This is a genomic window from Hymenobacter negativus, assembly GCF_017571495.1.
Taxonomy (GTDB): domain Bacteria; phylum Bacteroidota; class Bacteroidia; order Cytophagales; family Hymenobacteraceae; genus Hymenobacter; species Hymenobacter negativus.
Genome location: NZ_JAGETZ010000007.1, coordinates 173,189 through 192,257, shown reverse-complemented (window position 1 = coordinate 192,257; position 19,069 = coordinate 173,189). Strand labels below are relative to the sequence as shown.

Below are 19,069 nucleotides of genomic sequence, written 5' to 3'. Positions count from 1 at the left end.
CGAAAAAGGGACGTCATGCCTCGGCTACGCTCGGCATGACGTCCCGGGTCGTTCAGAAACATTGCTCAACGAGGAGACGCGAAGTGTTGCGGCTCTACTACACCGCTTCCACTTTTTCGGCTGCTTTGGAGCGCAGCTGGCGCACGGTCGCGCCAGTGGCCCACAGTTCCGAATCACGTACTTCCTGCAGCTCAGCTTCCAGTTCCTGGCGGTAGTTGGGGGTGGTACCGCGCTCGATGGTGCGACGGGCTTCTTCGCCGCTGGCCACGCTGTCGTACAACTCGTTGAGGACCGGCAGGGTGGCTTCGCGGAACTTACCTTTCCAGTCGAGGGCGCCGCGCTGGGCGGTTACCGAACAGTTGGCAAACATCCAGTCCATGCCGTTTTCGCCCACCAACGGCACGAGGCTTTGGGTGAGCTCTTCCACGGTTTCGTTGAAGGCTTCGGAGGGCGAGTGGCCGCGCTGGCGCAGCACCTGGTACTGGGCTTCGATGATACCGGCCAGGGCGCCCATCAGCACACCACGCTCGCCGGTGAGGTCGGAATATACTTCCTTCTTAAAGTCGGTTTCGAACAGGTAGCCCGAGCCCACGCCGATGCCCATGGCAATGGCTTTCTCCCAGGCTTTGCCGCTGGCATCCTGGTACACGGCAAATGACGAGTTCAGCCCGCCGCCGGCCAGAAACAGGCGGCGCAGGCTGGTGCCGCTGCCCTTGGGCGCCACCAGAATCACATCCACGTCGGCGGGCGGGATGATGTTGGTCTGGTCGTTGAACGTGATGCCGAAACCATGCGAGAAGTACAGGGTTTTGCCGGGCGTGAGCTTGCTTTTGAGCATGGGCCACAAGGCAATCTGGCCGGCATCGCTCAGCAGGTTGCACACGATGGTGCCACGCTCGGCCGCCTCTTCCAGCGAAAATAGCGTTTCGCCCTCCACCCAACCGTCTCGGATAGCGCGGTCCCAGGAGGGCGTGCCCTGGCGCTGCCCCACGATGACGTTGAAGCCGTTGTCGCGCATGTTCAGGGCCTGGCCCGGTCCCTGCACGCCGTAGCCAATAACGGCAATGGTGTCATCTTTCAGGTATTCCAGTGACTTGTCAAGGGGGAATTCGTCGCGGGTTACAACGGTTTCATCTACGCCGCCGAAATTGATTTGTGCCATAGGGATTGGGGGTTTGGGTTGTAGCGTGGGCTCTGCGAGTCCGCGCATGGTTGAAAAATCGTTCAGGTCGCGGACTACAAAGTCCGCGCTACATCACATCGTAAACACCGCGTCGCGGCTGTTCAGAAATTCGTTTTCGGCCACGTCCTCGCCGGGCTCGCGGCGCTCAAACTCACGCAGCTTGCTGTTGAATCCGTTGCTGCCTTTGATAATGGCGATGCGGGCGCTGCGCACGAATTCGATGAGGCCGTAGGGCTGCAAAACGGCAATCAGCGCGTCGGTTTCCTCGCGGTGGCCGGTCGTTTCAAACACCGTGTAATCCTTGCGGATGACCACGGCGCGGGCCCCATTTTCGCGCAACAAGCGCTCCACGGAGGCCTTTTCGGCAATGACATCGGTGGGCACTTTGTAGAGGGCCATTTCCTGCCAGATGACGTCGGCGTTGGTGTTGTAGTATACTTTCAGCACCTCCACCTGTTTTTCAATCTGCCCGGCCAGCTTGCTCACCACATCCTCCGTTTCCGTAATCACGATGTTGAAGCGGTGGATGCCCTCAATCTCGGAAGGCGACACGTTCAGGCTCTCGATGTTGATTTTGCGGCGCGAGAAAATGATGGCAATGCGGTTGAGCAAACCCACCTGGTTTTCGGTGTAGGCCGTGATGTTATATTCCTGGCGGTCTGGTTGGTGGGACATGGTTGACGGTTTTATTAGAACGTCATGCTGAGCGCAGTCGAAGCATCTCGCTTGACACCACTAACTCAATCGTTCCAAGATTTTGATTACTACCACACGCGAGATGCTTCGACTGCGCTCAGCATGACGTTTATTTATCGTTCTACCGCAGCCGGATTTCTGCCACGCTGCATCCTTGCGGCACCATGGGGAAGATGTTGTTTTCCTTTGCTACCATCACTTCCAGCAGGAAAGAGCCGGGGTGCTCCAGCATCTGCCGCAGCCCATAAGCCAGGTCTTCCCGCGCCTCCACGCGCTGGCCGGCAATGTGGTAGCCGCTGGCAACGGTCACATAATCGGGGCTGGCAATGTCGACGAAGGAGTAGCGGCGGGTGTGAAACAGCTCCTGCCACTGCCGGACCATCCCTAGAAAACGGTTGTTGAGAATGATGATTTTCACATCGACGCCAGTCTGCATGATGGTGCCCAACTCTTGGATGGTCATCTGAATGCCACCGTCGCCAATGATGGCCACTACTGGCCGCTCGGCTGCCCCAAACTTGGCCCCGATGGCCGCCGGCAGCGCAAAGCCCATCGTGCCCAGCCCGCCGCTGGTAATGTTGCTGCGCGAGTGGTTGAACCGAGCGTAGCGGCAAGCCACCATCTGATGCTGGCCCACGTCAGTCACAATAACCGCTTCCCCCTGCGTCAGCTCGTTGAGCTGTTGCAGCACCTCCCCCATAGTCAGTTCTTCGCCGGTCGGAAACAGCTCGTCTTTTATCACTGCGTCCACTTCCTCGGCCATGTAGCCCTGGAAGCGTTGGTGCCATTCGGAGTGGCTTTTCGCTTCTACCAGCGCCGTGAGCAAGGGCAGGGTTTCCTTACAGTCGCCCCACACGGGCACGGCAGTGGTCACGTTCTTGCCGATTTCAGTCGGGTCGATATCGAGATGAATAATCTGGGCCTGGCGGGCGTACTTGTCGAGGCGGCCCGTTACCCGGTCGTCGAAACGCATGCCAATGGCAATGAGCACGTCGCACTCGTTGGTGAGTACGTTGGGGCCATAGTTGCCGTGCATGCCCAGCATGCCCACGTTCAGCGGGTGGTTGGTAGGCAGCGCGCCGGCTCCCAGAATGGTCCAGGCGGCCGGAATGCCGCTCTTCTCAATAAACGCCTTGAACTCCTGCTCGGCCGCGCCCAGAATCACGCCCTGCCCCCAGAGCACAAACGGCCGCTGGGCCTGATTGATGAGCGCCGCCGCCTGCTGCAAATACTCAGTCCGCACGATGGGCTTTGGGCGGTAGCTGCGGATATGAGTGCAGGGCTTGTACGGCGCAAAGTGGAACGGCTGAAGCTGGGCATTCTTGGTGATGTCAATCAGCACCGGACCGGGCCGGCCGCTACGAGCAATGTAAAACGCCTTCGCCAGCGCCTCCGGAATTTCCTCGGCTTTGGTTACCTGGTAGTTCCACTTGGTAACCGGTGTCGTAATATTGATGATGTCGGTTTCCTGGAAGGCATCGGTGCCCAGCAAGTGCGCGAACACCTGCCCCGTGATGCACACCAGCGGCGTGCTGTCAATCTGCGCATCGGCCAAGCCGGTTACAAGATTGGTAGCGCCGGGTCCGCTGGTGGCGAACACCACCCCAACCCGGCCCGACGCCCGCGCATAGCCCTGCGCCGCGTGGATGCCGCCCTGCTCGTGCCGCACCAGCACATGGTTCAGCTGGTCTTTGAAGTCGTAGAGCGCATCATAAATCGGGATAATGGCTCCGCCCGGATAGCCGAAAATCGTGTCCACCCCCTCGGCCAGCAAGATGTTCAGCACGGCCACCGCCCCGGTAGCGTTTGGGGCAAGGGCTTCTTCCATATCTGATGGCGCGGCGGCAGCTAACGCTTCCGGCTCGGCGATGGTAGTTGGCTCGTTGTTTAACATGGTGTTGAGCTAAAATCAGTTGGAATGACGCGGCTGGCGGGACCTCACCCCCGCCCCTCTCCCAAGGAGAGGGGAGCCTGATAATTCACGTCGGCGCCGGTCCGGTGCCCCCTCTTTTTTGGAGAGGGGGTCAGGGGGTGAGGTTGACGTGGGCGGCCGTTGGAGCCGTTACCGCTTCTTCCTCTAAATCAGTGATGCAGCCGTGGCTGGCGTCGCTCACGGTGCGGATGTATTTCAGCAGCACGCCCTGGCGCACGTTGGGGCGTGGGCGCTGCCACTCGCGGCGGCGCAGTTCCAGCAGAGCGGGGTCCATTTTAATATCGATGGTGTTAGTGGCAGCGTCCAGCACAATCCAGTCGCCGTTTTCGACCAGCGCGATGGCCCCACCGTCATAGGCCTCGGGGCAAACGTGGCCTACCACGAAGCCGTGGGTGCCGCCCGAAAAGCGTCCGTCTGTAATCAGGGCCACTTTGTCGCCCAGCCCGGCCCCGATAATGGCCGAAGTCGGCTTGAGCATTTCCGGCATTCCTGGCCCGCCTTTTGGCCCCACGTAGCGAATTACGACCACCTGCCCGGCCTTGATTTCCCCCTGCGTAATGCCTTCGTTCAGCGCCTCCTCAGAGTCGAATACGATGGCTGGCCCTTCAAACCGCAGCCCTTCCTTGCCTGTGATTTTCGCCACCGCGCCCTTGGGGGCCAGGTTGCCATACAGAATCTGAATGTGTCCATCGGCCTTGATGGGATTGCTGAGCGGGCGCAGCAAGTCCTGCTCAGCCCCCAGCGGCAGCACGTCGGCCAGGTTTTCGGCCAGGGTGCGGCCGGTCACCGTCAGCAGGTCGCCGTGGAGCAGGCCGGCATCGAGCAGAGTGCGCATCACGGCGGGCACGCCGCCCAGGGCCGAGAGGTCTTCCATGAGGTATTTGCCGCTGGGCTTGAGGTCGGCCAGCACCGGTACGCGGTTGCTCACGGCCTGAAAGTCCTCCATCGTCAGCTTCACGCCGGCCGCGTGGGCAATAGCAATGAGGTGCAGCACTGCGTTGGTCGAGCCGCCCAGCACCGTCACCACCACCAGCGCGTTCTCGAACGCTGCTCGCACCAGAATGTCGCGGGGCTTGATGTCGCGCTCCAGCAGTAGGCGCAGGTAGGCCCCGGCGTCGAGGCATTCCTGGTTTTTCTCGGTGCTCACGGCTGGCAGCGACGACGAGAACGGTACGCTCATGCCCAGCGCCTCAATGGCGGCGGCCATGGTATTGGCCGTGTACATGCCGCCGCAAGCTCCTGGCCCTGGGCAAGCGTTGTGGATGATGCCGCTGTAGTCCTCGTCCGAAATCTGCCCTTGCAGCTTCTTCCCGTATGCCTCGAAGCACGACACGATGTTGAGCTGCTGCCCCTTAAAGGTGCCGCCCTTGATGGTGCCGCCGTACACCATCAGGCTCGGCCGGTTGAGGCGGGCCATGGCGATGAGCGCGCCGGGCATGTTCTTGTCGCAGCCCACCACGGTAGCCACGGCGTCGTAGTTGTGCGCCCCCGCCATCGCCTCAATCGAGTCGGCAATAATCTCGCGCGACACCAGCGAAAACCGCATACCCGGTGTGCCGTTCGTGATGCCGTCGCTCACCCCGATGGTGTTGAAGCGCAGCCCCACCAGCCCCTGCGCCTGCACGCCAATCTTCACGCCGTCGGCCAGCGCATCAAGGTGCATGTTGCAGGTGTTGCCCTCGAAGCCGGTGGAGCAGATGCCCACGAACGGCTTGCGCAAGTCCGCATCCGACAAGCCCGAGCCGATGAGCATGGCCTGCGAGGCCGGCAAGCTGTCGTCCTGGGTGTAAATGCGGCTGTATTTATTGAGAATCATGGTGGGGTTGTTTTAAAATCGTATGTCATACCGCCTGACGCCGGGACCTCACCCCCGGCCCCTCTCCCGCGGAGAGGGGAGCCAGACGCAAGCGCCGGGCCGGTGCCCCCTCTCTGCGGGAGAGGGGGTCAGGGGGTGAGGTCCCGCCCCTAGGCCGGCTGCGCTACCGCCACGCCGGTCACCAGCGCCCGGTAACGCTCGGCCAGCTGGGCGCCTAGCGTTTCGGCGAATGGCGTGCTGAACTCCAGCTCGTCAATAGCGGCGATGCCCACGACTTCGGCGGCCGTGCCGGTGTAAAAGGCCCCGGTAGCGCCTTGCAGCTCGTCGGGGGTGAAGAACTTCTCCGTCACGCTGATGCCAGCCTCGCGGGCCAGGTCAATTATGGTGTTGCGGGTGATGCCGCGCAGGATGCTGCCTTTGGGAGCGGTGAACAGCTCGCCGTTTTTCTCGAAGAAGAAGTTGGCGCCCGGGCCTTCGGCCACGTAGCCGTTCATATCCAAGAGCAGGGCTTCATCATAGCCTCGGCCTTTAGCTTCCGAGCTGGCAATGATGGAGTTGACGTAGTGACCCGACACTTTGGCTTCGATGGGTACGGCGTTGGGGTTGGGGCGCTGGTAAGGCGAGATGGTGAGGCGCAGGCTCTGGTCGCCGAGGTACTTGCCCCAGTCCCACACGGCAATGAGCAGGTTGCTGCTGGTCGCGTGCTTCAGGGTCATGTTGGGGGTGGCGGCGTACACCAGGGGGCGGATGTAGGCGTCGGACAAGTTGTTCTTTTCCAGCAGCTGGTAGGTGATATCCGTCAGTTCCTCCACCGAGTAGTTGAAGGGCAAGCCGATGCTGCGGCACGAGTAATGCAGGCGCTCGTAGTGCTCCTGCGCTTTGAAAATTTGGGTGCCGCTGGGCGTCGCGTACGACCGGATGCCCTCGAAAACAGCGTAGCCATAATGCAGCGACTGGGCATAAGCACCCACCTGGGCCTCATCGGCTTTCACGAACTCACCATCCACAAAAGCCAGGGTGTCGGAATTGAAATACATGCGTGTTAAAACTTGAAAGAGAGAAGGGAGAGAAAAATCGATAAAAAAAGCCTTTCTCAGCGCGGGGCTTAGAAAGGCTTTTGCTTGACCACAAAAAGCTATTCCTAAACGCCCGCCGGGCAAGGAGTAATGACCTTAATGACTAGGCTAAAGAGGTTTTTCATGGTGGTTTATATGATGGCTCGGGGCTGTGCCCCGCGTGACTTATTCGCGGGCCTCCGGTCCGCACCCGCCAGGGTAAGCTATTGAGAAATCGTACTGTCGGTGCCGGCTGAAAGCCGGCTAAATAGTCGGCACGGGGCACAGCCCCGCGCCATGAACTTATCAAATAATCGTGCTGAGTCCGATTTCCACGTTGTTCTTATTCCACTGCTTTTCGCTGGAATCTGCAATCCAGAAGGCGATGTAGTTGCCTACTTCTTCGGTGGTGTAGGGAGCGGTGGTATTCAGTTCCTTGGTCAAAACGCCGTTGTTCAGCGCCTCGTCCACGGCCTCGCGCACAAGGGCTGCTTCCTCATTCAGCTCCAGGTGCTCCAGCAGCATGGCAGCCGAGAGAATGGTGGCAATGGGATTGGCAATGCCCTTGCCTTTGGCCTGCGGATACGAGCCGTGAATGGGCTCAAACAGCGCCACCTCCGCGCCCACTGAAGCAGAGGGCAGCAGGCCCATGGAACCGGCAATGACCGACGCCTCATCCGAAATAATATCACCGAACATGTTCTCGGTCAGAATTACGTCGAACTGCTTGGGGTTGAGAATCATCTGCATCGCAGCGTTGTCCACGAGCAAGTAATCGACGGTTACCTCGGGGTATTGGTGGGCCATTTCGCGCACCTCTTCGCGCCACAGGCGGGAGGTTTCCAGCACGTTGGCTTTGTCTACGAGCGTGAGTCTTTGGCGCCGGCCGGCAGCCGACTGAAACGCCATGTGCGCAATGCGGCGGATTTCATGGCGGCTATATACGCAATGGTCGTAAGCGCCTTCGCCATCGTCGGTGCGGCCTTTGGCTCCGAAGTAGATGCCGCCCGTCAGCTCCCGGAAAATCACCATGTCGGTGCCTTGAATGCGGTCCTGTTTCAGGGGCGAATGCGGCAGCAAGATGTCATATGCCGTAATGGGACGGATGTTCGCGAACAACCCCAGCTCTTTGCGCAGGCGCAGCAGGCCCTGTTCGGGGCGCACCTTAGCACTGGGGTCGTTGTCGTACTTGGGGTCGCCAATGGCGCCGAGCAGCACCGCATCGGCGGCGCGGCAGGCGTCCAGGGTTTCGTCGGGCAGGGGGTTGCCGGTGGCGTCAATGGCGCAGGCGCCCATCGGGTAGCTCTGCATCTCGAAGCGGTGACCGAAGCGGGTAGCCACCGCTTCCAGCACTTTCACGGCCTGCCGACACACTTCCGGACCGATGCCATCGCCGGGCAATACGGCTATTTTCTTGCTTACCATCGTCTTAATTATTTACCAGCTCCAGGTTCGGTTTTGTTCGTAGGCTTCGATGGCGGGCTTCTGGCTCACCAGAAAGTCAATGTCGTCGTAGCCGTTGATGAGGCATTCCTTCTTGTAGGCGTCGATATCGAAGCGAATGGTCGCGTCGTGGGCCGGCACGTGGAGCGTTTGCTCCGGCAGGTTCACCACAAACTGCGTGTTGGCATCGGCTTCCACCCAGGCAAAGAGCTGGCTCAACTCAGCATCGGTTACCTGCAAGGGTAGCAGGCCGGTGTTCAGGGCATTGCCCCGGAAAATATCGGCGAAGTAGCTCGAAATCACCACCCGAAAACCGGCATCGTAGAGCGCCCAGGCGGCGTGTTCCCGGCTGGAGCCGCAGCCAAAATTCTTACCTGCCAGCAGAATCTGCCCGCTGTAAGTCGGGTTGTTCAGCACGAACTCCGGCTTTGGCGTGCCGTCCGGGTTGCGGCGCCAGTCGCAAAACAGGTTCTCGCCGAACCCTTCCCGCGTCGTCGCCTTCAGGAAACGGGCCGGAATAATCTGGTCCGTGTCGATGTTTTCGAGCGGCAGCGGAACGGCGCTGGAGTACAGGGTTTGGAATTTTTCCATTTAAGTTATGTAGCCTGGACTCTGCGAGTCCGGGCCTAGTCGTTCGTGTAATGCCCGGACTCGCAGAGTCCAGGCTACAATCAGTTCAAATACTGCGTGATATCTACAATTCGGCCCTGCACGGCCGTGATGGCTGCCACCAGCGGGCTGGCTAGCAGCGTGCGGGAGCCCGGTCCTTGGCGCCCCTCGAAGTTGCGGTTCGACGTAGCCACGCAGTAAGCGCCGGCGGGGATTTTGTCTTCGTTCATGGCGAGGCAGGCGCTGCAACCGGGTTCGCGCAGTTCGAAGCCGGCCTCGGCCAGAATCCGGTCCAGCCCCTCGGCAATGGCTTGCTGCTCCACTTGCTTCGAGCCGGGCACGATGATGGCCTCGACGTGGCCGGCCTTCTGCTTGCCTTGCACATAGGCCGCCACGGCCCGCAGGTCCTCGATGCGGGAATTGGTGCAACTGCCAATGAAAACGTAGTTGATTTCCTTGCCCAGCAGCGACTCGCCCCGCTGAAAGCCCATATACTGAAGCGACTTATCGAAACTTTCGGCTTCGCTGGCCGGCACCTCGCTGGGAATGTGGCCGTTCAGTGCGATGCCCATGCCGGGGTTGGTGCCGTAGGTAATCATCGGCGTGATGGCTTCGGCAGCGAAGCGGTGCTCGGCGTCAAAAACCGTGTCGTCGTCCGAATATAGTGTTTGCCAATAGGCCACGGCTTGGTCCCAGGCGGCTTCTTTGGGGGCGTACGGACGGCCTTTCACATAAGCAAAAGTCGTTTCGTCGGGGGCAATGAGGCCACCGCGCGCGCCCATTTCGATGCTCATGTTGCACACCGTCATGCGGCCTTCCATGCTCAGGCTGCGCACCGCGCTGCCCGCGTACTCCACGAAGTAGCCGGTGGCTCCGCCCGTGCCAAGCTGCGAAATCACGTAGAGAATCAAGTCCTTGGCCGTAACGCCGGGCCGCAACTCACCATCCACCGAAATGCGCATGCGCTTGGGGCGGCTAAGGAGCAGGCATTGGGTGGCCATCACCTGCGCCACCTGGCTGGTGCCGATGCCAAAGGCCACCGCGCCAAACGCGCCGTGCGTCGAGGTGTGGCTATCGCCGCACACGATGGTGGTGCCAGGCAGTGTGAGGCCCAGCTCCGGCCCGATGACGTGCACGATGCCCTGGCGGGCGTGGCCCAGACCGTACAGCTCCACGCCGTACTTCTCGCAGTTGGCGGTCAGCTTGTCCACCTGCGAGCGGCTTAGCGGCTCCTCAATCGGCAGGTGCTGGTTGCGGGTGGGCACGTTGTGGTCGGCCGTGGCCAGAATGCGATTGGGGCGATACAGCGGCAGGTCGCGGGCTTCGAGTTCGTCGAATGCCTGCGGGCTGGTCACCTCATGAATGAGGTGCCGGTCGATATACATGATATCCAGGCCGCCCGGCGCGGGTTGAACCACGTGCGCATCCCAGATTTTATCGAATAAGGACTTAGCCATTTTGCGGGTTGTAAAGAAGCGATACTTCGCGTCTCGGCGTTGCTGATGTTGTCTGGTTGGTTCGGTTAGGCGTGGTTTGGGTCGTTCAATGACGAGACGCAAAGTGTCGCGTCTCTACATCGTTCAGCGGCTGGCTTGCGAAACGGTTTGCTGTGTCACGGCCACGCCATAGCTAATCCAATCGGCGTAGCGCGTTGGCTTAGAGGTTTCGCTTGGTGCGGGCTGGCGGCTGGTTTCGGCGGTTTTTTGTTCTTGCGGGATATTCATATCAGTTATAATTAGTTAATGGGTAAAGGATTAGTTAGCGGTGACGAGTTTTTCCTGTTCTACTAAAGCGTGCAGGTCGTGGTCTACTACCTCGCGCTGGCGGTCGGCTAGCTCCATGAAGCGGGCGTAGGCTTTATTCAGAGCAGTTTTTTCGAAATCGTAGCCCAGTTTCTGGAGGCGGTAGGCCAAGGCGGCGCGGCCGGAGCGGGCCGTGAGCACAATGGACGAATCGGCTACGCCCACTTCTTTGGGGTCGATGATTTCGTAGGTTTCGCGGTGCTTAATGATGCCGTCCTGGTGGATGCCGCTGCTGTGCGAGAAGGCGTTAGCACCCACAATGGCTTTATTGGGCTGCACGGGCATGGTCATCAGGTGCGACACCATGGCCGAGGTTTCGGCCAGCAGGCGGGTATTGATGTTGGTGTGCAGGTTGAGATAAGGATGCTGGCGCAGAATCATTACCACTTCTTCCAGGGCGGTGTTGCCGGCGCGCTCGCCCACGCCGTTTATCGTGCATTCGATTTGCAACGCGCCGTTCATCACGCCGGCGATGGAGTTGGCGGTGGCCAGGCCGAGGTCGTTGTGGCAATGGGTGGAGAGGCGCACGTTCTGGATGCCCGTCACGTTCTCGTAGAGGTACTTGATTTTGGCGCCGTATTCCTGGGGCAGGCAGTAGCCGGTGGTATCGGGGATGTTGAGGACGGTGGCACCGGCTTTGATGGCCGCCTCGCACACGCGGGCCAGGAATTCGTTGTCGGTGCGGCCGGCGTCTTCGGCGTAAAACTCCACGTCCTCCACGAAGCTTTTGGCCAGCTTCACGGCCGCAATGGCGCGGGCCATCACGTCTTCCCGCGTGGTGCAGAGCTTGTGCAGCACGTGGATATCGGAAGTACCAATGCCGGTGTGGATGCGCGGGTAGCGGGCCGGGCGCAGGGCCTCGGCCGCCACGCGGATGTCGTTTTCCACAGCCCGCGAGAGGCCGCAGACGGTGGCAGTTTGTGTTTGGGCAGCAATGGCCTGCACGGCGGCAAAATCGCCGGGGCTCGACACCGGGAAACCGGCCTCAATCACATCGACGCCGAGTAGCTCTAGCTGCTGGGCAATGAGAAGCTTCTCGTCTCTGTTTAGCTTGCAGCCCGGCACCTGTTCGCCGTCGCGGAGCGTGGTATCGAAGATTTGAATTTGCTGTTGCGCCATGCTTGAAAGAGGCCGGATAGCCGGCAGTAGTGCTGGATTGGAAGCGTAAGTACCGGCCCGCATGACGGCGCAAAAACTAAATTTTAGTTATTCCTACTATTTCCAAACCGCAACTTCACAATAACAACACATTACCTGTCAGTATTTTATCGAATAATTTCGTACAATGCCAAATAAGAGTCAGGACCCGGTTTTTCAGTTAATAAAGTCCCTCAACCGGTCAGAAAAGCGCCATTTCCGGCTGTTTACGAGCCGGCCGGGCGCAGCCGAGGACCTCAAGTTTCTGCGCCTCTTCGATGCCCTCGACGTGTTGGACAGCTACGACGAAGCCCAGATTCTGGCTCTGGTACCGGCCATCAAGCGCGTGCAGCTAGCCAATCTAAAGGCCAACCTCTATAAGCAGGTGCTGTCCAGCCTCCGCGTGTACCACGCCGGTCAGAACCCTGACATTCAGCTCCACGAGCAACTCGACTACGCTCGCGTGCTCTATAACAAGGGATTCTACCAGCAGGCCCTGCGCATGCTGGAACGCGTGAAGCAGCAGGCCCGGCAGGTGGAAATGCCGCATATTGTGCTACTGGCGCTGGATTTTGAGAAGCTGATTGAAAGCCAGTACATCACCCGCAGCCTGAAGGACCGCGCCGAAACCCTGACCAGCGAGGCTGTGGAAACGGTGGAGCACCTGGCCAACATGCACGAGCTGAGCAACGCCTCGCTGCGCCTCTACGGCCTGTACCTGAAGGCCGGCCACGCCCGCAACCAGGCTGACCATGAGCGCATCACGGCGTTTTTCAAAGAGAATTTGCCAGCAATACAAGAGAGAAATGCCGGCTTTTTTGAGAAGCTGTATTTCTACCAGGCGCATGTATGGTACCACACGCTCGACCAGGATTTTCGGGCAAGCTACCGCTACGCACAGAAGTGGGTTGATTTGTTTGAACGGGCCCCGCACATGAAGGACTTGCAGGCCATGCTCTACATTAAAGGGCTGCACAACCTGTTGGCCACGCTGTACAATATGCTGTACTACAGCAAGTTTATGCAGGTACTGAATACGCTGGAAGCCTTCGCTGCCAGCCCCGACCGGCGCAGTAGCCCCAACACCGAAATCCTGCTGTTTCAGTACATCTACACCAATAAAATCAACGCGTACTTCCTGGAAGGGCGCTTCACGGAAGGGCTGGAAATCATCCCGAATTTGCTGGAGCAGCTGGAGCATTTCAAGGCCCAACTTGACATGCACCGCACGCTGGTGTTTTACTACAAAATCGCCAGCCTGTATTTCGGCAGCGGTGAATTCACAAAGGCCATCGAGTACCTGAACCTGATTATTCAGCACAAGGACCTGAGTTTGCGCGAAGACCTGCAATGCTTCGCCCGCATCCTCAACCTGATTGCGCACTACGAGGCCGGCGACGATGCCAGCCTGGAATACCAAGTGCGCTCGGTGTACCGCTTCCTGGGCACCATGGACGACCAGCAGCCCATGCAGGTCGAGATTTTTCGGTTCCTGCGCAACGTGGGCAGCATCGCGCCGCACCAGATGCGCGAAGCCTTCATTGCACTCAAAGACAAGCTAATGGTGATTGCGGCCAACCCATTCGAGAGCCGGCCTTTTCTGTACCTGGACATCATTTCCTGGCTGGAAAGCAAGATTTCGAACGTACCCGTGCAGGACGTGATGAAGCGGAAGTTTCGGATGATGAAGTAAAATGTAGCGTGGCCTCTGTGAGTCCGTGCCTGAACAAACAATGCGCAGCCGTAAACGTTGCCAATGCGCGGACTTGTAAAGCCTACGCCACGGTACATTTGCAGCCCTATTTCATTTCCCAGATAAAAAATGTCGGCAACGACTTTACTACTGCTTTTCAACCTGCTTTTTAGCCTTTTACCAGCTCAAAAGCCGGCCACCACGTTTCCAGCGCCGACAGGGGTAACCAATCAGCTGTTTTACCTGCAGCGCGACCCCAACACCAACACGGTGATATACCAGCTGAACGTGGACCGCGCGGGCAAGCTGAATGAAGACGAGCCCGTGAACATTTTCTGGATACGCTACGACGAGCACGGCGAACGCAAGGATTTGAACTTCATTCAGCGCAAGTTTGCCTACGGCCTCACGGCTGAAAAGCTGGCGGTGGATAAGTACGAGTTGAAGTTTGCGGCCTACAACAAAGTCCGGTTCTACCTGCTGCGCTCGCCGGTGGACAAGGCTTTTCATGTTTACACCACCATCGGTGGCAAGCAGATTCAGCTAGAGCGGGTGTTTTTGCGCATTGAGGGTGGCACGTTTTGGGTACCCAATGTGAAATACATCGAGTTCAAGGGGTTGAGCTCGGCCACCCGCGAGCCAGTGGTGGAGCGAATAACGCTGTAGCGCGGACTCTGCGAGTCTGCGTATTGCTTAGGCAAGCTATTCCGTCCCAGGCGCTGAAAACATCCACGCTGGCTAAAAGTCCGCGCTACAAGCCGGCCGTGTATCTTTGACTACGGCCGTGCCCGGTGGTGCCGGCTTCCTTTTCGCATGATTTCGGCCACCTCTCTGCAAAACCTATTCGGCATCAAAGCCAGCGAAACCCGCACGGTAGGGCTGTTTTTGCTGCATAACTTTCTCCTCGGCATCGGCTCGGTGCTGGTATATGTGGCGGCCAACGTGCTGCTGCTGGAGCACAACCCCGAGCAGAGCCTGCCACTGGGCTACGTCTTCGGCGCGCTGTCTATGATGGCAGTAGGCAAGGTGTACACGCACTTCGAGCACCACTTGCTGCTGCGGAAGCTGGCGGTGCGCGTGCTGCTGGTCGTGGTGGCCCTCACGGTGGTACTGGGACTGCTGGTGTGGCTGGGGCATTCGGTGGCGGCAGCCGTGGCCATCATGGCGGGCTACCGGGTCATTTACCTGCTCACGAACCTGGAGTTTTGGGGCGTGTCGGCGGTGGTGTTTGACGTACGGCAGAGCAAGCGGCTGTTCAGCACCATCAGCGCGGGCGACATGCCGGCGAAGGCGCTGGGGGCCATTCTGGCGGCTCTTATTCACGGCGATGCGCAGCTGCCCATTTTGCTGGGCGTGTCGTTCGTAGCTTATCTGGCGGCGCTGCTTACGTTGCGCTCCACACTCAACTCGCACACCGTGGAGGCCACGGCCCGGCCAGTGCGCCGGGTGCACAAAGCTCCGGGCAAGCTGGCCCGGCAGCTGTTTGGCGGCAGCGAGTTAGTGCTGGCCATGTGCCTGAGTCTGGTCGCCATCTCGGCCGTGATTTCGGGGGTGGAATACATGTTTTTCATTCATGTAAAGCACAAGTTTCACGAATCGGAAGACGTAATGCAATCCGTGGGCTGGATACTGGCCATCACCTACTTTGCTGCCACGTTCTTTAAGCTGCTGGTGAGCCGGCAGGCCCTGGAGCGCTACGGCGTGCAGTGGTCGCTGCGGCTGCTGCCGGTGGTGGCACTGGCGAGCCTAGCCGTTTTTGGGGGACTGAAAGTGGCGCACGGCTACACCCAAACCGAGCAACTGGTCTTTTACTGCGGCCTATATCTGCTGCTGGAAGTGCTGCGCCGCACCGTGTTTGACCCCGTATTTCTGGTGCTGTTTCAGCCGCTGGCGCCGCCGCAACGGTTGGCCGCTCACACGCTGGCCAAGGGCTTTTACGAGCCGCTGGGCATGGGCCTGACGGGCCTTCTGTTCTTCGCCTTCCGCTACTCGGGCCTGCTCGACGGTGGCTTGCCCTTCCTTTGGATGGGGGCGTTGCTGCTGCTGGCGCTGCTGTTTCTGCGGCGCACCTATCTCAACTACCTGGCAGAGTTGAAGGAGGGGCTGGGCCGCCGCTTTGCCGAAACTGCCGAGTTAGCCCCACCTGACGCAGCCCGCCATGTTGTGCTGGCACATTTGCTCAGCCGCCACCCCACCGAGGTACTGAATGCCATGGCCTGGTTGCGGCAGCACGAGCCCGCTACCCTGGCCGTGCACGCCCCCACCCTGCTCGAAGATGCTGATGAGCGGGTACGCCTGGCCCTACTGGCCACGCCCGAAGCCCGCCCGCTGCCCGTGGAAGCCTTGCAGGCACTGGCCCTGCGCGACCCGGCTCCGGCTGTGCGCGAAGTTGCCGCTCAGCAGTTGGCTACAGCCATCCCCGACGCCCCGACCGTAACAGCCCTGTTGAACGGACCGGATATGGCTGCCCGCCAGGGAGGCATTCGGGGCAGCCTCAAAGTAGCTCCCCTCCACGAAGCAGCCCGCACTAGCCTCTACCAGCTACTGCCCAAGGCTGGCAAAGCGGCCAACCCTGCCAGTGGCTTGGCGGCGCTCAAGCTCCTTGGCCTTTTTCCACTCGACATTCAGCGGCACTTGGTCGAAAACCAACTGGCCAGCGCCGAGCCGGAGGTAGTGAAGGCAACTTTGAAGGCTCTGGGCTCGGTGGGCCATTTACAACTAGCCCATCATTTGCTGGTGGCTCTTGACAGTAAAAAATACTGGTCTGTAGCAGCCGACAGCCTGGTCAAGCTGGGCCCCGCCGTGCTGCCATTGGTGCGTGAAGCCTTGTTCCGCGAAGCCGAGCCGGCGCATCCACAGCGCCTTGCCTTGGTGCTGGAGCGCCTTGATACCAGTGCCAGCCGCGCAGTGCTGGTAGAACTGGCCCGGCACCCACACCTGTTTTCGCGGGGGGTGGCGTTGCGGGCCCTGCGCCGCTTCCCGGCCCGGTCAGCCGACCGGCCGACGTTTGAGCACTTGCTGCATGAGGAGTTTATGCTGGCTACCCAACTGCTCCAAGGGGTGGTGGCCGATGGCCGCCCGGATTTCGCCGCCACCATTGATTATGAGTTGACGCTGCTGCACCAGCGCGTATTTGGCCTGCTGGCTCAGCTCTATGATGCCGAGCTGGTGGCCACAGCACAACGCAACGTAGCCCACGCCGCTCGCGAGCGCCAGGCCAACGCCCTCGAAATCCTCGACAATCTCATTCCCCGCCCCATTTACCAAGGCCTGCAAGCATTGCTGGACGACACGCCAGTGGTCGAAAAGGCCGCACTGTTTGCCCGCGTGTCGGCGGGTACTGGGCTGGCCCAGAGCCACCTGGTGGATGCGACCCGCATTGCGGCGGCTCCTGTTCTCCGCGCATACACTGCTCAGCTCATGCCAGAGCCGCTGCCCACGCTGCTGTTGCGCCGCGGCCATGCCGCTTTCACCTCCTGGACGTTGAGCGTGGCCCTGCGCCATTGGCAGCCTACCGAACCCGACGCCCTGGTTCTGCTTCGCCCTTACTTCTCTTCGCCCTACCTGCTGCTGCGCGAGAGTGCCCAGCTAGCTGCTAGGGCTTTGGCGGCCCAGTTGGGCCAATCCCTATCTGCTTTGCAACTGCCTGATGCTATGAGCCATTCGCATGCCACGCCCGAAGCCCGCATCTCCGCACTGGAGCGGGTAGACATCCTGAAAAACACCGCTTTATTTGCTCAAACACCGGAGAACGTGCTCAGCAGCGTGGTGCCCATTATGAAGGAGGTGACGTTTCACGAAGGCGAAGAAATCTTTGCCAAAGGCGACCTGGGGACTTCGCTTTTCATCGTGCACGACGGCCAAGTGGGCGTATTCACAGGCAGCCAGCAGCTGGCCACTTTCGAGGCCGGCGACTTTTTCGGTGAGCTGGCTCTCCTCGATGCTGAGCCCCGCTCAGCTACCGCCGTGGCGCTGAGCGAGGTGCTGGCCTTCCGCATCGACCAGGAAGATTTCTATGATGTGATGGAAGAACGGGCTGAGGTGCTGCGCAACATCCTGCGCATGCTCTGCCAACGCATCCGGCAGCAGAATGAGAAGATGCACGAGCTCGCGGAGGGCAACCTTCTGGCATCCTGAGCGGGATTACTCCACCACTTCGTAAATTTTCACTGGCTGAGCCTTGTTCTTGAGTGTTACCTCGCTCACATACTCGCACTTAAAGGATTCTTTTACCTGCAAATACACGGCTTCGCTGATGATAATCTGGCCGGCTTTGGCGGCTGATTGCAGGCGCTGAGACATGTTCACCACGTCGCCAATCACGGTGTAATCCAGGCGCTTGAGCGAGGCCGAGCCAATGTTGCCAGACACGACTTCGCCGGTATTGACGCCAATGCTGACACGGGGCCGGTAGTCGAAGCCGACCGGCAGTGGGGTATCGCTCTGCTCCAGCGCGGTACGGGCCGAAAGGGCCGCGTCGATGGCGCGGTCGAGGTGGTGCTCGCCCCGAAAAACAGCCATCACGGCGTCGCCCATAAACTTATCGACGTGGCCGCCTTGGGCGATAAACTCCTTCACTACCAAGTCGAAATAAGTATTAAGCAGGCTCACAACATCCGTAGCTGGCAGCTTTTCCGATAGCGCGGTGAAGCCGCACACGTCGAGGAAAATCACGGTGGCCTGCACGGTTTCAGAAGCCAGGAGCCGGTTTTCGAAATCGGGCCGCGTCATGAAATTGAGCACGGTTTCGTCGACGTACATCTTCAGGATGTTGTTTTCCTGGATGGCGCGGAGGGTATCCTGCAGCTGACGTACCTGGCCGGCGGTTTTCTCAATGGTCAACTCCAGGTCGGCAAAATCGACGGGCTTTACCACGAAGTCGAAGGCGCCGCGGTTCATTGCGGTGCGTAGGTTGGCGAGGTCGCCGTAGGCCGATACGATGACGGTTTTCATGCCCGGCTGCTCGGTGTGGGTGCGCGTGAGCAGCGTGAGCCCGTCCATCACTGGCATGTTGATATCGCTGAGAATAACGGCTGTATCGGGGTGTTCGGCGAGGCGTTCGAGGGCCTCCTGTCCGTTGGTAGCAAACACAAACTCGTATACACTTTCCCGGATTTTGCGCCGGAATTTCTGCTTGATGAGCAGTTCCAGGTCGGCTTCGTCGTCGACTACCAGGATTTTGGTTTTCATAGAAAGCAGTAACAGGGTGAAAACGTATCCAAAACTACTGCACGTCATGCCTAGCGCCGCCACAGCACGACGGGTGGATTCGCTTATTGCTTCTTACGACAGCAGGTGTTGGAGCTTGCCTTTCAATACCGCAAAATCGACGGGTTTGGTCAGGAAGTCTTGAGCGCCTAGGCGCAGCGCCTCCTGGTAGCTGGCGTCGTCGCCATAGGCCGTAATCATCATCATGGTAGTGGGCGGCATTTCAAATTCCTCCTTGACGTGGCTCAGCAGGTCGAGCCCGCTCATACCAGGCATGTTGATGTCGGAGAGAATAATGAGCACTTCGGAGTGGTGGGCACGCAAAAACGTGAGGGCTTCCTCGCCGGAAAAGGCGAAGCTGAAATTCATTTCACCGCTACGGATTTCGCGGCGAAAGCGCTGCTGAAACAAGTCGCGCACATCGGTTTCGTCGTCAACAACCAGAATTTGCATGGAGTAGGCTTGTCGGAATTGGGCTGGCCCCAAAGGTAGTA

15 protein-coding genes are annotated in these 19,069 nt (G+C 59.6%); 3 read left to right on the top strand and 12 right to left on the bottom strand.

Features of this window, described 5'->3' with window-relative positions:
- Window positions 1-97 precede the first annotated feature (97 nt).
- The 10 genes from ilvC to J4E00_RS16110 form a co-directional block, all read right to left on the bottom strand.
- A complete protein-coding gene (gene ilvC / locus J4E00_RS16155; protein ID WP_208176216.1) occupies window positions 98-1,162 on the bottom strand; it encodes a ketol-acid reductoisomerase in 1,065 nt (354 codons plus the stop codon).
- Window positions 1,163-1,255: 93 nt separating this feature from the next.
- A complete protein-coding gene (ilvN, locus tag J4E00_RS16150; RefSeq protein WP_208176215.1) occupies window positions 1,256-1,858 on the bottom strand; it encodes an acetolactate synthase small subunit in 603 nt (200 codons plus the stop codon).
- Window positions 1,859-2,000: 142 nt separating this feature from the next.
- Window positions 2,001-3,707, bottom strand: a complete 1,707-nt coding sequence (gene ilvB, locus J4E00_RS16145) for a biosynthetic-type acetolactate synthase large subunit (protein WP_208176305.1) — start codon at window positions 3,705-3,707, stop codon at window positions 2,001-2,003.
- A gap of 196 nt (window positions 3,708-3,903) precedes the next feature.
- Window positions 3,904-5,628 carry a dihydroxy-acid dehydratase gene (ilvD, locus tag J4E00_RS16140; protein WP_208176214.1) on the bottom strand — a complete coding sequence of 575 codons (1,725 nt, stop codon included), beginning with the start codon at window positions 5,626-5,628 and terminating at the stop codon, window positions 3,904-3,906.
- Window positions 5,629-5,777: 149 nt separating this feature from the next.
- Window positions 5,778-6,665, bottom strand: a complete 888-nt coding sequence (locus J4E00_RS16135) for a branched-chain amino acid transaminase (RefSeq protein ID WP_208176213.1) — start codon at window positions 6,663-6,665, stop codon at window positions 5,778-5,780.
- A gap of 324 nt (window positions 6,666-6,989) precedes the next feature.
- Window positions 6,990-8,108 (bottom strand): 3-isopropylmalate dehydrogenase, encoded by a 1,119-nt coding sequence (gene leuB, locus J4E00_RS16130; RefSeq protein WP_208176212.1) that lies wholly within the window; start codon window positions 8,106-8,108, stop codon window positions 6,990-6,992.
- Window positions 8,109-8,120: 12 nt separating this feature from the next.
- A complete protein-coding gene (leuD, locus tag J4E00_RS16125) occupies window positions 8,121-8,717 on the bottom strand; it encodes a 3-isopropylmalate dehydratase small subunit (RefSeq protein ID WP_208176211.1) in 597 nt (198 codons plus the stop codon).
- Window positions 8,718-8,797: 80 nt separating this feature from the next.
- Window positions 8,798-10,192 carry a 3-isopropylmalate dehydratase large subunit gene (leuC, locus tag J4E00_RS16120; protein ID WP_208176210.1) on the bottom strand — a complete coding sequence of 465 codons (1,395 nt, stop codon included), beginning with the start codon at window positions 10,190-10,192 and terminating at the stop codon, window positions 8,798-8,800.
- Between the two features lie 123 nt (window positions 10,193-10,315).
- On the bottom strand, window positions 10,316-10,459 hold the full coding sequence (locus tag J4E00_RS16115) for a hypothetical protein (RefSeq protein WP_208176209.1): 144 nt from the start codon (window positions 10,457-10,459) through the stop codon (window positions 10,316-10,318).
- Between the two features lie 30 nt (window positions 10,460-10,489).
- Window positions 10,490-11,656 carry a 2-isopropylmalate synthase gene (locus tag J4E00_RS16110; protein WP_208176208.1) on the bottom strand — a complete coding sequence of 389 codons (1,167 nt, stop codon included), beginning with the start codon at window positions 11,654-11,656 and terminating at the stop codon, window positions 10,490-10,492.
- Between the two features lie 166 nt (window positions 11,657-11,822).
- Here J4E00_RS16110 and J4E00_RS16105 point away from each other — a divergent pair, with 166 nt between their 5' ends.
- From J4E00_RS16105 to J4E00_RS16095, 3 genes are all read left to right on the top strand, one after another.
- Window positions 11,823-13,367 (top strand): hypothetical protein, encoded by a 1,545-nt coding sequence (locus J4E00_RS16105; protein ID WP_208176207.1) that lies wholly within the window; start codon window positions 11,823-11,825, stop codon window positions 13,365-13,367.
- Between the two features lie 129 nt (window positions 13,368-13,496).
- The gene (locus tag J4E00_RS16100; protein WP_208176206.1) at window positions 13,497-14,033 is read left to right on the top strand and encodes a DUF4833 domain-containing protein; all 537 of its coding nucleotides are present in this window, start codon (window positions 13,497-13,499) and stop codon (window positions 14,031-14,033) included.
- 147 nt (window positions 14,034-14,180) lie between these two features.
- The gene (locus tag J4E00_RS16095; protein ID WP_208176205.1) at window positions 14,181-17,504 is read left to right on the top strand and encodes a cyclic nucleotide-binding domain-containing protein; all 3,324 of its coding nucleotides are present in this window, start codon (window positions 14,181-14,183) and stop codon (window positions 17,502-17,504) included.
- Between the two features lie 6 nt (window positions 17,505-17,510).
- On the opposite strand, the gene J4E00_RS16090 is transcribed toward J4E00_RS16095, so the two are convergent.
- Both J4E00_RS16090 and J4E00_RS16085 read right to left on the bottom strand, forming a co-directional pair.
- Complete coding sequence (locus tag J4E00_RS16090) at window positions 17,511-18,557, bottom strand: adenylate/guanylate cyclase domain-containing protein (protein WP_208176204.1); 1,047 nt, start codon at window positions 18,555-18,557, stop codon at window positions 17,511-17,513.
- A 93-nt stretch (window positions 18,558-18,650) separates the two neighbouring features.
- A complete protein-coding gene (locus J4E00_RS16085; RefSeq protein ID WP_208176203.1) occupies window positions 18,651-19,028 on the bottom strand; it encodes a response regulator in 378 nt (125 codons plus the stop codon).
- Window positions 19,029-19,069 lie beyond the last annotated feature (41 nt).